Here is a 14,834-nt window from a genome sequence, read left to right as displayed (position 1 = left end):
ATTATTTCATGTTATTGATGAGATCTGTCAGCCTTCCTTAACAATTGATTGATGAGGAATGGAAGAATGGCGAGTAAATGGCAGGTAACAACCACATTATTATTAGCGCTCACAGCAAGCGCATGGGCAAAAGACATCCAATTATTAAACGTTTCTTATGATCCCACTCGAGAATTCTATCAGCAATATAACCAAGCCTTTAGTCAGTATTGGAAAGAAAAAACCGGGGATACGGTAACTATCCGTCAGTCTCATGGCGGGTCAGGAAAGCAGGCCACTTCTGTTATTAATGGCTTAGAAGCGGATGTTGTGACGCTGGCTTTAGCCTACGATGTGGATGCGATAGCGAAGAGTGGACGTATTGATAAGAATTGGATCACTCGTTTACCCGATAATTCCGCACCTTATACCTCAACGATTGTTTTTCTTGTGCGTAAAGGAAACCCTAAAAATATCCAAGATTGGGATGATTTGATCCGTAAAGATGTTGCGATTGTCACGCCAAATCCTAAAACGTCAGGTGGTGCACGCTGGAATTACCTCGGTGCTTGGGGGTATGCATTAGAAAAAAATCATCATGACCCAGAGAAAGCCAAGCAATTTGTTAAACAGCTTTATCAAAATGTTGAGGTACTAGATTCAGGTGCTCGCGGGGCGACAAATAGCTTTGTTGAGCGGGGAATTGGGGATGTGTTGATTGCATGGGAAAACGAAGCGTTATTAGCGATTAATGAGCTTGGTGAAAATGGCCAATTTGAAATTGTGACGCCAAGTATCTCAATTTTAGCAGAGCCAACAGTGGCCGTCGTTGATAAAACCGTTGATAAGCGCGGGCGTAGAGAAGTGGCTCAAGCCTATTTAGAATATTTATATTCGCCTAAAGGGCAAGAGATTGCCGCGAAAAATTACTATCGACCACGTAATGAGGAAGTGGCTCAGAAATATCAGCAGCGCTTTCCGAAGTTGAAATTATTTACAGTGGACGATTTGTTTGGCGGTTGGGAAAAAGCTCAAACAACCCATTTCTCTAACGGCGGTGTATTTGATGAAATAAGCCGTCGCGATTAGTTGGTTAGGTTTTAAGCTGAGTTATTGTAAATAAATCCATTGCCTTAAGTGAAATAAAATGCGTTAATTAACTTAAGGCAAATTAATGGAAAACCAAGAACGTGTCATCACGGCGGGCATCATCGACTTCCCCTAAATGGGAATAAACAAGGGCGGATCTCCGCCTGTTGTCCATTTTATCATTCACAAGATAATCAATATCAAAAAGACCGCACTGCTGAATTTGTGTCTATCTAACCGGATATTCGATCTTACTTAGGCAAAATATTACCCATGTCGAAAAACTATGCTGACATTACTACGCCAATTATTTCTGAAAAATAATCAGTATTCCGCGCTTATTTCTTACATCTCTCTTTGTGTGGGGGTGATTTTTTATTATCTGACAGTCATTCTTCAAGTTTTTAGGACGCTATACACTGAACAGAACGGCTTTTATGAAGTCACATACGCGTTTTTTAAAGTCGTGAATTTTGCCTTGCTCGCCTATGTAATTATACTGGCGCCGGTATATTACTATTACCTTAAAACGCGAATTCATTTTTTTTATCGCGTGTTACTGTATTTTATATTACCGTGTTTTATAACTTCTGTTATTTGGTATTTTCGTTTGTACTCTCTATCGCCTAAATCATATAACTCCCCAGAGTTATCACTTGCATTCGTTGAGCACATTATATTTTTTTGTTACATACAAGGCCTGTCGATTGTCATGACTGTACCTGCAATCGTGACAGATTGCGTGCTGAGTATACTCAGAAAAATAATCGCTCTAATTTATGGGGCGTTTTCTTCAAAATAAAAAAATCGCATACTCTTAGCGCTATATCCTGACGAGCATTCATCGCATTGAGGATTTTAAGCAAAGCTCATCTCTGTTGAGCAATACTCGTCGCGGATACCAAAAAAGCTTTTTATAGTGAGAGTGACTGACTTGTGAGGGAGAAGCCAGTCACTGTTTTTTAGCTTATTGCCATACGTATTTGACACCCAGTTGGCCTAGGTAGAATGTCTGGCGGTTGTTGCTGCCAGAGGTGATCCCCGCCCCTTTTGGGTTTTCCCATGTACTTGGCTCAACGGCAAATCCGCCCCATAGCGTCAGTTTTGGGGTCAAATTATAGAAAACTTGGGTGCCGACACGATAGCCATCTTTCACTTTCTGGGTCGTGCGCTGGTTACTATCATAGTTGTGCTCGTTCAGGTAATAGCGGAAGTACGGCATGATGCTCCAATCCTGATTCAAGGTCACTGGGAAGTAGCCGCGGATCTGGTTTTGTTCCCATGTTTTATTGAAGTCTTTATCCCACGTCCAGTCGGTATACATGTACAGTTTGGCGGTGGCGGAATCATTGATCTTATAAACAATACCGTGCTCAGATTCCCATTCATAACTATTGGGCGCATGGAAGTTGTCATAATGATAAAAGGCATCCCAGAAATTAAATGCCCATTTGTCGTTAAAGTGATAAGTACCACTAGGCATCAACCAAAAGAGTGTATTCGATGGACGAGCCATAGTACCTGGTGCGGAATCATTAGACTCTTTACGGTAGGTTACGTTTAAGTTGAATTGGCCTACATCGCTAGAATACATTTTTCGTGTCGCACCGATTTGAGTACGGTTACGAATAAATGAGTCTTTTGAGGTTGAAAAGTTGTGGTTGTAGCTTCTTAATGACTCTTTGTGCTCAAGAAAAAAGCTCCATTTAGATTCAGGGTTTGACAGAAACAGTTGGCCGATCATGGTGGTTTTGTCGTAGACCTTACCGCCGCTGGTATTATGGTGGCCTTCAAATTTCTCCAGCTCCATATAGACATTGGAGGTAATGCGCCAGTAGTCATTATTCACCGTCTCAACAGCTAATGCAGACGTTGTTAGTGTTGTGGTGGCGAGAAAGAGTAAACCATTCAAAGATGTTTTCATGATGATCCTTTAATTTTTAATTATTGTTTATGAAATAGCAGTGTCAGTTTATTTAGGGTGTAGCAACCAGCCCTTGATATCGCTTTGGATATCAAGGCTGGGAAGAACCTTGTTTAGAAAATAAATTAGTGAGTCGTGTTGTAGGTTTCACCGTGACCATAAGGGAACAGAATTCTGTTACCTTGTGGATTTTTGATGTTAACGGGTAATAGCCCTTTTGGTGGATTTAGAGGTTGTGCCTGTGGATTTGCAAATAGCGTACGTAATCCACTACGAATGTTGGTTTCCAGTGAATTACGGTTGTTATTGGTGATATCAAACCCTGTAATACCGTAGATAGCGATATTCGCTTTGACGCCTTTTAGGTAAGCGATGTCATATGGGTTACGTGATGAAATAACGACAACCGGAATATTCGCTTTGTTAGCTTCATCAATCACCAATTGTGCATTAGCAGGGTTATCTTTTAGGTTATACGTCGTCAGTAATACGAGATCTTGGCCTTTTAAGAGCGATTGAACCTCTTTTGCACTAAGCGTATTTTCAGCCAGTTTGATCATTGCAGTTTGGCTCTCAATCGCGACACCCGTTTCATTAGCAATATCATTTAAGTGCTTTTGAATTAATGTGTTACGTGGGTTTTCATCAGAAATCACCAGAATGCGATTTTGTGGTTTGAGAACATAAGGTAGAATATTATCGTTTTTAATCAGTGTGATAGCTTGCTCGGAAACCATATTTTCTAAGTCTTTATGGCTCTTTGAGGCGACAACAAGTTGAGCATTGTTTAAATCAACAGGCTGTGCGGTGATCTCCTGCTGTAACTTTTTCAGCACGACACGTTTTGCCGACTCATCAATCCGTTTCCTTAACTCAGGATTTTTCTTGGCTTCGCTCTCTAGGTGGCGATACATATTGTCTAAGCGTGTTACCGCTTCGCTATCCCACATTTTAATTGGCATAAGGATAATATCGGAGCCTGCTAACAGTGACGTTTCCACAGCCCAGTTCATATCAAAGTTATCAGCGATTGCTCCCATATCCATAGCATCGGTGATGATAAGACCGTTGTATTTGAGTTCATCACGTAAAACACCGTGCAGGATCGGCTTGGAAAGCGTGGCAGGAGTGCCAACCTCTTTTCCTGATAATGTTTTGATTTTGTTGTTATCTAATGCAGGCACAATAATGTGTGCTGTCATTACCGCATCAGCACCATGACTCAGCGCATATTGGAACGGCGGTAATTCTGTGGAGCGCCAAGCTTTAGCATCGGAATTCACTACGGGTAAGTCGACATGAGAGTCAGAGGAAACATTACCGTGTCCGGGGAAGTGTTTCAGTGAGGTCAATAAATTATATTTGTGGATCCCTTTGATGTAATTGGTTGATAGCGCTTCAACAAGCTCTTTGTTGTCGGAGTAAGAGCGGACACCAATGACAGGGTTGTTTTGGTTGTTATTGACATCAACAACGGGGCCAAAATTGATATTAAAGCCAAGGCTAGATAATTCATAGCCATGGATCATACCCGTCAATTCCGCTAGAGCTGGGTTACGTGTTGCCCCTAATGCCATATTGCCAGGCATTTCGGTGCCGACACGGAGGCGAGTCACATAGCCGCCTTCTTGGTCAGTACCAATAAAGAGTGGCAAATTACTCCGTGAGGCTTGTAGTTGATTAATTAATTCAACGGTTTGTGGGGTATCAATAAGATTTTCACGGAATAAAATGACAGAGCCTAAATGGTATTGATTAATGACCTTAGCGACTTCGTCATTCATCGCTAGAAATGGTGCAGGCTCGCCTTTGCTGTCTTTATTCCAATAACGGAAATCCAACATAAAAAGTTGGCCGATTTTTTCAGCTTCAGACATGTTTTTCACAATTTCATCAGCCGATTTTTGTTTATCTTTCCACAATTCGTTGAGTTGTGTTTGCGAAAGGGGGTCGGCTAACGACATTGCGCTGAGTAAGCACAGAGAAAGTAGAGTCAGATTTTTCATCGAATCAGTCCTTGGTTATTTTTCGATGAATAATAAGTATCGTAAATTAATTGTAAAGTGAGATTAATCACAGTTAAGACTATTCTTATCCGTTATTAAATAAGAATAGTCGATTATTTAATAATTGAGAAGCCTGTAATTATCTTATTGATTTTAAATGGGTAAATTATCTGGAATAATCAGCGAAATTGTAGAATAATTCCGTTTTGGAATTATTTCTTTATGTGATCTTGACGATAAAGTCGACGAAATAAATTAATCATCTAAATGGTTATCTTACGCTCTAATTTTATTCTGATTAATATGTTAAGTATAATTTTATTGTTTTTATTAACGTGAAATAGAGGGTTTAATAAAAAAGTCGCAGAAAATTTCTGGCGACTTTTTTAAAGTTATAAAATAAGAAGGTGGTACGCTGTTTTATCACTGCCAGCTATATTTGAAGCCAATCTGTCCTAAATAAAAGGTTTGCCTGTTATTGGTTCCAGAAGTCATATCATCGTCTTTTGGGTACTTCCACTGTGTGGGTTCAATAGCAGCACCCCCCCATAAAGTCAGTTTTGGCGTTAGCTTGTAGGCTACCTGCGTACCAATACGATAACCATTTTTTACTTTCTGAGTTAAGTGTTTGCGCTGATCATAACTGCTTTCATTCAGGAAGTAGCGGAAATAGGGGGAAATTTCCCATTGATCACTCAGCTTAATGGGTAGGTACACCCTGATCTGATCTTGCGAGAAAATGTTCTTGAAATCTTTATCCCAAACTCTATCACTGTATAACGTCAGTTTTGCCGTAATCGTGTCAGAGTATTTATAGGTGACACCATGTTCAGCTTCCCATTCATAGTTGTTTGACTTTAAAAAGTTACTGTAATAGTAAAAAGCATCCCAGAAATCGAATGACCATTTCTTATTAAAAGCAAAGCTACCTGCCGGCATTAACCAATATAAGCTGTTGGATGAGCGTGATAGGGTGTTGGGTGCAGAATCATTGGACTCTTTACGGTAGGTGCCGTTTAGGCTCAATACGGCGTCTGTACTACGATAAAGTTGGCGTGTGGCCCCAATTTGAGTTCGATTGCGAATATAGGAATCACGAGACGTTGAAAAATTACGCCCATAGTTGCGTAAGGATTCTCGATGTTCTAAATGGAAGCTCCAAAGTGAAGATGGGTTAGTGAGGCTAAGTTTACCGACCATACTGGTTTTATCGAAAACTTTGTTATCAAAACTATCCCGTTGACCGCGGTACTCTTCAAGTTCCATATAAACATCAGTATCAACATGCCAATAATCATTATTTGTTTGAGATACCGCAGTTGCAGGTAGTATTATTGCAGTGCTTAGAATTAAACCTTTTAAATATTCCATAATCATCCTTATAGCGAATGTTTTATTTTATAAACGCCGATGACAATATTTCTTAAATAGGTGGCGACCATTGTTTGTTGATATTAATGAGATGATTAATCTATTTATTTAAATATCTTTCTCATAAAGATAAATAGATAAAACAATAATCACAAACGAGGCCAATATAATGTTGGGAGATAAGAGGTGTCCAGTATTCTCAAACGGAGGTATAACAGGAATAATCAAGTTTATTAGTGAGATGTGTGGTTTTTTATATTGATGATTTGAAGTTTTTTTCTATTGGGAATAAATAAAATATTGAAAGAATAATTTGCATTAAGGAATTTCTGTTTTTGTGATCGCATTAAGTTAATATAATCGTTTCAAATATAATTATTTATTATTCCTTAATAGGGGGATTATGTTTTTAATTATGGCATTAAATAAAAAAACCGCCAATAAATATTAGCGGTTATTATCAATGAAATATAAATTATTTGGCTTTTTTAGCTTCAGCGGCTGCTTTAACGATAACAGCAAACGCATCTGCTTTAAGTGATGCGCCACCAACAAGTGCACCATCGATATCCGGTTGAGTGAATAGCTCTGCTGCATTGCCTGCATTGACTGAACCACCGTATTGGATGATGACTTGCGCAGCAACCGCAGCATCTTTTTTCGCAATATGGTCACGGATAAATTTATGAACAGCTTGAGCCTGAGCTGGCGTCGCTGATTTACCTGTACCGATAGCCCAAATTGGTTCATAAGCGATGACCGCATCTTGGAATGCTTGGGCGCCTAGTGTATTGAGTACAGCGTCGATTTGGCGAGCGCACACTTCTTCTGTTTTACCTGCTTCATTTTCTGCTTCGCTTTCACCGATACAAAGAACAGGAACCAAGCCTTGCTCTTTCAGTACAGCAAATTTTTTAGCAATAAACTCATCGCTTTCTTTGTGGTAGGTGCGACGCTCTGAGTGACCGATAATAATGTATTTTGCGCCGATATCTTTGAGCATTTCGGCAGATGTTTCACCAGTAAATGCGCCGGAAAGATTGACGTCAACGTTCTGTGCACCTAGGGCGATACGGCTACCTGCAAGCGCATGTTTTGCTTGAGTCAGATAAATAGCCGGTGGCGCAATTGCCACGTCACAGCCATCAACACTGCTCAGCTCGTTGCGTAGGCCAGCAATCAGGTCATTAACCATGTGAGTGCTGCCGTTCAGTTTCCAGTTACCCATTACCAATGGATGTCGCATGTTGTTTCCTCCAACCAGAGAGTTTGATTTATCAATAAGTGACTCGCTGCTGTGTAACACGGGGTGCAACGAGAAAAATTTTTCTGTTATGGACCTTAAAAATTTAGGTGTTAAGTATAAAGAGAATACATAACAATAGCTTTGCTTTTTATCACGCTGATGACGATTGCTGTGATCATTATCCGTTTAAGGTGCTTCTGTCTTTAGCTTAATCGGTTCAATAGCAAAAGTAAGCACATTATTTTCACTTTTTACTAAAATGTAGCGCAGTGCACCTAAACGTACTTCGTCTGCATAGGTTGGCTCTTTATTCGCGATGAATGCCTTTAGTGCTTTTGTCAATTCAGGGGTTTTATCTATTGCAACGGTTGGATCAAATTGTTGAATAACAGCCACCGCATAGCGTTCCATCAATTGTCGATTGGCTTGAGCCTCATTGTTATCGCGGGTTGGCAGTAGCGTGATCTGTAAGCTTTTAATTTTCTCGCTTCCACGCTCCAATACGGCGGATGAATAGATATTGGCATTGATCCGAGAAGCCGCTCGTATATAGGGAGCTGAAATGTCTTGGCTTGCAATCACTTTATATTCATGTAGTGGTAAATTGGGGTTTGTTTGATTAAATTGGTTACGAAACTGTGGGATGGTAAGGTCAAACGAAGGCGCATCCGGCGCTAAATAAGCGACTTCAAAATCACTATTCGGTAGCGTGGGTACTTTTTGCGCAAATGTCATTTGTGGCAAACCAAGTACAAAAACGGTTATCATGACGTGAATTGAATGGAGTGCGTGTTGTTTCATTTGTTTTTGCCACTCATTTTATGGTTTTTAATATTGTATCAGGATCCGGTGTAATGACATTACAACAATGGGCTTTCTCCTTCAAAGGTCGTATTGGTCGTCGACCATTTTGGGCAGGTATCGCATCGTATTTTATTTTAATGACAATCATTGTGTTACTGCAAAATGCATTTGCATTACCTGAAACGGTTGTGATTGTATTACTGGTTTTATTGCTTTATCCGCTAGCTGCAATATTTACTAAGCGTTTGCATGACAGAGGGAAACCCGGTGGCTGGTTTGCACTGGTGATCCTCGCTTTCGCCCTATTTTCAATGGATGTTAGCCAATTAGCCCCTGTTTGGCAGTGGGGAATTGGGCGCTTTTTACCGCTGTTAATCGCTATGATTATGTTACTAGACTGTGGTGTTTTTGTAGGGATGGATTCTGAAAATCAGTATGGTGAAAAAACACAATCTGTTGATTACCTGTCTTGACCCCCTCTCTACGGGTGAAAGAGGGGGGATTAAAATGGTTACCAATATTGTTCACTGCTGATATGACCCGGTTTACGGCGTAGGTGTTTGCTCATTCCTCGGGTTTTTACCAATAGCTCGCGAGTATCTCTGACCATTTCAGGGTTACCACATAACATCACATGGCTGCTGGTGGCATCAAGCGAAACGCCAGTGGCTTCTTCGAGCGTATTGTTTTCAATCAATGCTGGCACACGTCCATATAACGCATCGTCGCAATGTTCACGGCTAACAACGGTAACTAAATGCAGCTTTTCTGGGTAGCGTTTGGCTAATTGCTCCATTAAGGGGAGATAGCTGAGATCTTTCTGGTAGCGAACCGCGTGCAAAAGTACGATTTTTTCAAATCGTTCAAGGTCTTTGCCTTCTTGTAATATCGATAGAAAAGGACCTATCGCGGTGCCAGTGGATAGCATCCAAAGGTTTTGGCAGTTGGGAATTTCGTCTAATACAAAGAAGCCTGACGCTTCATCCGTAACTTGTAAGGTATCTCCAGGGCGTAATTGAGCCAGTTTAGGGCTAAGTTTACCATTTGGTACAACCACAAAGTAGAATTCAAGGCGATCGTCACTCGGGGCGTTAACGTAAGAGTAAGCACGTTGCACTCGTTCACCTTCAATTTCGAGAGCAAGTTTTGCAAATTGGCCGGCGATAAAAGGTTTGATAGGGGCGTTGATCACTAGGCTGAATAAAGAATCTGTCCAAAATTTTGCTTCAATAACGGTTCCGGTAACCCAATTAGCCATAAATATTCACCTCTGGATTTTTTTCTAACTTTGCTGCTTATCAGAGTTTCATACTAAATCAGTTTACTATTTGCGCTTATCGATAATGTGTTCTAGTGAATTATTCTTTTTAAGAGATCACAAACAAATTTAATGTACAGTTTTATTGCCATATCCGGCGAATATCGCTGACATTGCACCATTAATTAAAATGCTGTCCTACCTCGAAAAAAAAATTAGTTTTGTTATCTTAGTCACGCAACGGTGACATGAGCATGATGTACTGCCGATTAACCGTTTTATCAAAGAAAACAATCAATAACTCTTTGTGGTTTCACTCTGAAATTAAACCTTCATGTTATTTGTATTGAATAACATGGCTAGGCTGTGCATTCAGGTTGATAAATTGGTTTTGAGAAGAAAATGAGAAAACTGGAACATTTTAATTTACTGATCTTGCTGATCGCCCTAGCAGCGGTAGGGCAAATGACACAGACTGTCTATGTACCTGTTATTGCAGACATCGCTGTGTACTTTGGTGAACCGTCTGGCTCAGTGCAGCGAGTCATGGCGGCTTACTTGTTTACTTATGGTTTCTCTCAACTGATATATGGACCGTTATCTGACCAAGTTGGCCGCCGTCCGGTTATTTTAGTTGGGATGAGCATCTTTTTACTCGCGACAACGCTGGCACTTTTTGCCCCAACGCTGGATATTTTAGTGCTCGCCAGTGGCTTGCAAGGGCTGGGTACAGGGGTGGCTGGGGTCATGGTGCGTACGATGCCTCGTGATCTCTACAAAGGAACCTCATTGCGCTATGCAAATAGCTTATTAAACATGGGCGTATTAGTTAGCCCACTGCTCGCGCCTATGTTTGGTGGATTGCTTGCTCATTTTTGGAGTTGGCATGCCTGTTATATCTTTTTGTTTATTCTTGGCGCTTTTGTGCTGGTGAGCATGTATCGCTGGCTACCTGAAACACGCCCTGAGTCTTCAGAAAAACGCAGAATGTTGAGTTCTTATCACCAGTTACTGTCGAGTGGCTCCTTTGTTTCTTATTTAATTATGTTGATCGGTGCGCTGGCGGGTATTGCGGTTTTCGAAGCCAGTAGCGGTGTTTTGATGGGCGGTGTACTTGGTTTGAATAGTATTACTGTCAGTATCTTATTTATTATTCCTATTCCTGCCGCATTTTTTGGCGCTTGGTATGCAGGGCGAGAAGGTAAAAGTTTTTACCATTTAATGTGGCAGTCCGTGATCTGCTGCTTGATTGCAGGGCTGCTAATGTGGATCCCCGGCTGGTTTGGAGTGATGAATATCTGGACGCTATTGGTGCCCGCCTCGGTGTTTTTCTTCGGCGCGGGCATGCTATTCCCTTTAGCAACAACAGGGGCAATGGAGCCTTTCCCTTATTTGGCCGGAGCCGCTGGGGCATTAGTCGGCGGTATGCAAAATGTGGGTTCAGGGGTGGCAACATGGGTTTCCGCACTGTTGCCGCAAAATGGGCAGTTTAGTTTGGGCTTATTGATGCTGCTGATGTCTATGTTAGTGCTATTGTGCTGGCTACCGTTGGCTCATCGTTTGAATCGAACAGAGCATACGATTTAATCAGTGATAGCAGGCGATCACTCATCGCCTGCTTAGTTTTATACGGTAAGGGGCGCTGAAATGACCCTTGGCGTGCTCGGTAATCTCCCTTCATTTATTGCCATCGTTTGATTTGCTGTTTTCTCCATCATGGCGATTAGCTCCGGTTGCTGCTCTATGTGATTGAATATCACTGGCTGGTTATAATCCAAAAAGCGTGTATTTTCGGTGATGGTGGCGGTGTGGTTTCGCGTCAATGTCACCGTACTTGGGGGCGTGTCATCTTGCAGGTGTTTGTCGAGATAAATTCGGATTGCCGTTATTTTCAGGTTTGGTGTGCTGTCGGTGGTACCAATAATCGACAATAGCTCCCCTTGGCGAGTGATCTGCCACGGCGCTAATGGGGTTTGTTCACGAATATCACCTGATGGATCTTCGACCAATAAGGTTACCCAATAATGCTGTTGCTCTTTAGGGAGTTGTAGCGTTGTGATATCAACAGTTTGATTAATGTAAACATCGGCAAGCAGTGGGCATTCGCTTCGATATTGTAATGCGCCAAGGGTGTTGTTCGCCTGTCAGCCTGCAAGGTTAAGTGGTTGATGGGGAGAAAAGGTTGCTTTGTATTGATTTGCCCATTCTTACCCCAAGGGTCACTCAAAGAGAAGTATTGTTGGTGGCGTTGTCCATCGCTAATCCAAGTAGCACACAGAGCGCTATTTGGGGTTATCCTTTGATTGTTGACCCGACCCGTTGAAAAGTCGATTAAATGGGGATCGGTAGCAGACCAGAACAGCGGGCTACCACACCAGTAATTATCGAGAGTGACATATTGTAATGGCTGATTGGCATAGGTGTAAATCGGCTGTTGATTATCGGCTTTCATTATTTGAATTTTCACTAATTCGCCATGATCAGCCATATTTAAGCTAATGGATTTAATATCTTCAATCGGGCAGCTATCTGTCGTCATGAGTCCATTTTGGGTTGCATAAGTGGCAACTAATAAGTACACATGGGGTATATCACGCAATTTGTCTCGTTGTGCCACGATAGGGAGATCCCCAAGAGTACGCTGAATATTAAGGTGGCTATAAGGATGGTTATTACCATCGGGTAAGGTAACTATCGAACCACTGACCCAATAAACAGGGTGGTTTTGCTGTCTGTTCGATGTTGGTATTGGCCGTGATAAAAACCGCTGAATTTTCTGGTTGTAGTGAGATGAATGGGGAATAAATGCATCATAGGGTGCCTTATTGTTTTCCCCCGCCGTTGGGTACATGGCAGGCCGGATCTCTTGAGTGCTTCTATTTTCGGGGTGAGTATAACGATAGGTAATATAGGCGCTACGTGCTTGGTCATAAGCAATTTCAGGGCCATTACTCTGTTTGGAAAATGGATAATATGGGTGATTCGTATGCGATAATCCTAAGCCATGCCCAAATATTTCATGCCATAACACATCTGATTGGGCGATCCCGCCACCAAAAAGTGGTGACGCCATTCCCAGCAATGAACCGTAAATCGATGGTTGTATCGCCGTATAATATAACTCATGGTGCGTACCATTAGCCTTTTTTATCCAATCACTTTGTTGGTAGGTCCATGCAATTTGCAAGTTAGCAGGATCAAAGAACGGGTTTCTTTTATCGTATTGCGGCATGGTCAATGTAGAGGCATAAAAATTAGCAAAATCCGCCGTAAACCCTCGCCCAATGCGGGCGGGGATATAAGGCGAAAAGTCCGCAGGGCTTTAAAGATCAATCAGGCGTTGACTGACTCTGAACGTAGGCTCTGAGCGTTTCAATTGTTGCCCCTCCGGTGCTACAGACAAAGTATGATCTCGACCACAAAAGCCCCGTTTTACTTTGCATCCGTAAATGTGTGTTTTGCTGGCGCAGCAGGCGCGACGATACTGATTTCAGATTGTTTACCATCACACTGACCGCCAGTTTTGGCGGGTAAGCAACCAGCAGATGCACATGGTCAGGCTCTCCGTCCATCTCAATAATTTCGCATTCAAGTTTTGCCGCAGCGGAGCCAAAAGCCTCACGCAGTTGAGCGATCATCAGTCCGTCAAATAGCTTACGTCGGTACTTCGTCGTAAAGATCAGATGCACGACCAGTTTACTGACACTGTGCCGCTTTCGGAGGAATCCCGCCAGTAAATCATCATGATTACTCAATTGATATATTCACCTAACATGTTAAAATAAAAACATTATATCAATGAGCACTGATTATGTTAAGAGCAACAAAAGTACGCATCTACCCGACACCAGAACAGGCTGAATACCTCAATGCTCAGTTTGGGGCGGTTCGTTTCGCGTACAACAAATCTCTTCACATTAAAAAACAGGCTTACCAGCGGCACGGCGTAAATTTAAACCCGCGTAAAGACCTCAAGCCACTGCTTGCAGTGGCGAAGAAATCCCGTAAATACGCATGGCTTAAAGAGTATGATTCCATAGCGTTACAGCAGGCGGTGATTAATCTCGACGTGGCTTTTTCCAACTTTTTCAATCCGAAACTGAAAGCTCGTTTCCCGACGTTTAAAAGTAAGCATGGTAAACAATCCAGCTATCATTGTGTTGGAATCAAAGTCCTTGATGGCGCGATAAAAATCCCTAAAATTGCACCAATTGAAGCGCGTTTACATCGTGAAATTACGGGAATGCTGAAAAGTATCACCCTGAGCCGCAGCACAACTGGGAAATACTACGCCTCGCTACTCTGTGACGACGGAATGGAAGCGCCAGAGAAGCCGGCACTGATATCAAACGTGACGGGGCTGGATATGGGGCTGACGCATTTTGCCATCAAATCCGACGGTAATAAAATTGCCAATCCACGCCACCTTATCAACGCCAGCCACAACCTGCGCCGGAAGCAGAAAGCCCTCTCCCGGAAGAAAAAAGGGAGCGCAAACAGACGCAAAGCCAGAATACAACTTGCATCCGTTCACGAACGGGTAGCCAATGCCCGTGCCGATTTTCAGCACAAGTTATCTCGTGCAATTGTTGACGAAAACCAAGCGGTAATTGTCGAGACGCTGAAAGCGGCAAATATGATGAAAAACCACCATCTGGCGCGTGCGATAGGCGATGCGGGATGGTCTGGATTCATCACAAAACTGGAATACAAAGCCGCAGAGAAAGGCGTGCATCTGGTGAAACTGGATCAATGGTTCGCCAGTTCGAAAACCTGCCATTGTTGCGGTCACAAGATGCCGGAAATGCCATTACATAAGCGCATATGGCAGTGTCCAGAGTGTGGAGTTGAACATGACCGTGATATCAATGCGGCGATCAACATCGAACGCAAGGGCATACTGGAATTACAAGCGGCGGGACTCGTCGTTTCTGCCCATGGAGGCCAGCGTAAATCCGTCACACAGACGGTTGCGGCCTAAGAAGTGGGAAGCCTCGCCCGACAGGGCGGGGAGCAGTCACATATTTGTTCTGGCTATCCATCGCCGTTCTCCATCATCTTAAAAAATATCATTAATCCCATTTAGGATTTCTGCATTTTTCAATGAGGCATAGAGAATGTCTAATTTATTATTTGTACACTAATGAGCTAACTATT

General features: G+C 42.3%; 13 protein-coding genes. 4 read left to right on the top strand and 9 right to left on the bottom strand.

All coding sequences use genetic code 11. The features are described 5' to 3' along the window. Window positions 1-66: 66 nt before the first annotated feature. Window positions 67-1,068, top strand: coding sequence for a sulfate ABC transporter substrate-binding protein (locus tag I3B46_RS21125; RefSeq protein WP_042117111.1), 1,002 nt, complete (start codon window positions 67-69; stop codon window positions 1,066-1,068). Between the two features lie 967 nt (window positions 1,069-2,035). On the opposite strand, the gene I3B46_RS21120 is transcribed toward I3B46_RS21125, so the two are convergent. The 5 genes from I3B46_RS21120 to I3B46_RS21100 form a co-directional block, all read right to left on the bottom strand. Beyond that, the gene (locus tag I3B46_RS21120) at window positions 2,036-2,992 is read right to left on the bottom strand and encodes an OmpG family monomeric porin (protein ID WP_004924417.1); all 957 of its coding nucleotides are present in this window, start codon (window positions 2,990-2,992) and stop codon (window positions 2,036-2,038) included. 125 nt (window positions 2,993-3,117) lie between these two features. Then, window positions 3,118-4,998: a glycoside hydrolase family 3 N-terminal domain-containing protein gene (locus I3B46_RS21115; RefSeq protein ID WP_042117114.1), complete on the bottom strand. Its 1,881-nt coding sequence runs from the start codon at window positions 4,996-4,998 to the stop codon at window positions 3,118-3,120. 423 nt (window positions 4,999-5,421) lie between these two features. Next, window positions 5,422-6,369 carry an OmpG family monomeric porin gene (locus I3B46_RS21110; protein WP_036942548.1) on the bottom strand — a complete coding sequence of 316 codons (948 nt, stop codon included), beginning with the start codon at window positions 6,367-6,369 and terminating at the stop codon, window positions 5,422-5,424. A 475-nt stretch (window positions 6,370-6,844) separates the two neighbouring features. Next, on the bottom strand, window positions 6,845-7,615 hold the full coding sequence (gene tpiA / locus I3B46_RS21105) for a triose-phosphate isomerase (RefSeq protein WP_040132578.1): 771 nt from the start codon (window positions 7,613-7,615) through the stop codon (window positions 6,845-6,847). Between the two features lie 186 nt (window positions 7,616-7,801). Further along, on the bottom strand, window positions 7,802-8,416 hold the full coding sequence (locus tag I3B46_RS21100) for a DUF1454 family protein (protein ID WP_040132577.1): 615 nt from the start codon (window positions 8,414-8,416) through the stop codon (window positions 7,802-7,804). A gap of 53 nt (window positions 8,417-8,469) precedes the next feature. On the opposite strand from I3B46_RS21100, the gene I3B46_RS21095 reads away from it, so the two are divergent. Beyond that, window positions 8,470-8,892, top strand: a complete 423-nt coding sequence (locus tag I3B46_RS21095; RefSeq protein ID WP_014657237.1) for a DUF805 domain-containing protein — start codon at window positions 8,470-8,472, stop codon at window positions 8,890-8,892. 38 nt (window positions 8,893-8,930) lie between these two features. Here I3B46_RS21095 and fpr read toward each other — a convergent pair whose 3' ends face one another. Next, entirely contained in the window at window positions 8,931-9,677 is a 747-nt protein-coding gene (gene fpr / locus I3B46_RS21090; protein ID WP_040132576.1) for a ferredoxin--NADP(+) reductase, read from the bottom strand. 402 nt (window positions 9,678-10,079) lie between these two features. Between fpr and emrD the strand changes: the two genes are divergently transcribed. Continuing rightward, window positions 10,080-11,264: a multidrug efflux MFS transporter EmrD gene (emrD, locus tag I3B46_RS21085; RefSeq protein ID WP_004924667.1), complete on the top strand. Its 1,185-nt coding sequence runs from the start codon at window positions 10,080-10,082 to the stop codon at window positions 11,262-11,264. Between the two features lie 38 nt (window positions 11,265-11,302). Here emrD and I3B46_RS21080 read toward each other — a convergent pair whose 3' ends face one another. From I3B46_RS21080 to tnpA, 3 genes are all read right to left on the bottom strand, one after another. Then, window positions 11,303-11,686: a hypothetical protein gene (locus I3B46_RS21080; protein ID WP_004924665.1), complete on the bottom strand. Its 384-nt coding sequence runs from the start codon at window positions 11,684-11,686 to the stop codon at window positions 11,303-11,305. 5 nt (window positions 11,687-11,691) lie between these two features. Then, entirely contained in the window at window positions 11,692-12,909 is a 1,218-nt protein-coding gene (locus I3B46_RS21075; RefSeq protein ID WP_004924662.1) for a hypothetical protein, read from the bottom strand. Between the two features lie 97 nt (window positions 12,910-13,006). Continuing rightward, the gene (gene tnpA / locus I3B46_RS21070) at window positions 13,007-13,432 is read right to left on the bottom strand and encodes an IS200/IS605 family transposase (RefSeq protein ID WP_004924660.1); all 426 of its coding nucleotides are present in this window, start codon (window positions 13,430-13,432) and stop codon (window positions 13,007-13,009) included. A 56-nt stretch (window positions 13,433-13,488) separates the two neighbouring features. Here tnpA and I3B46_RS21065 point away from each other — a divergent pair, with 56 nt between their 5' ends. Beyond that, a complete protein-coding gene (locus I3B46_RS21065; RefSeq protein ID WP_004924658.1) occupies window positions 13,489-14,658 on the top strand; it encodes an RNA-guided endonuclease InsQ/TnpB family protein in 1,170 nt (389 codons plus the stop codon). Window positions 14,659-14,834 lie beyond the last annotated feature (176 nt).

The organism is Providencia sp. 2.29 (assembly GCF_015832305.1).
Taxonomy (GTDB): domain Bacteria; phylum Pseudomonadota; class Gammaproteobacteria; order Enterobacterales; family Enterobacteriaceae; genus Providencia; species Providencia stuartii.
This window is presented reverse-complemented; position numbering and strand designations above follow the sequence as displayed.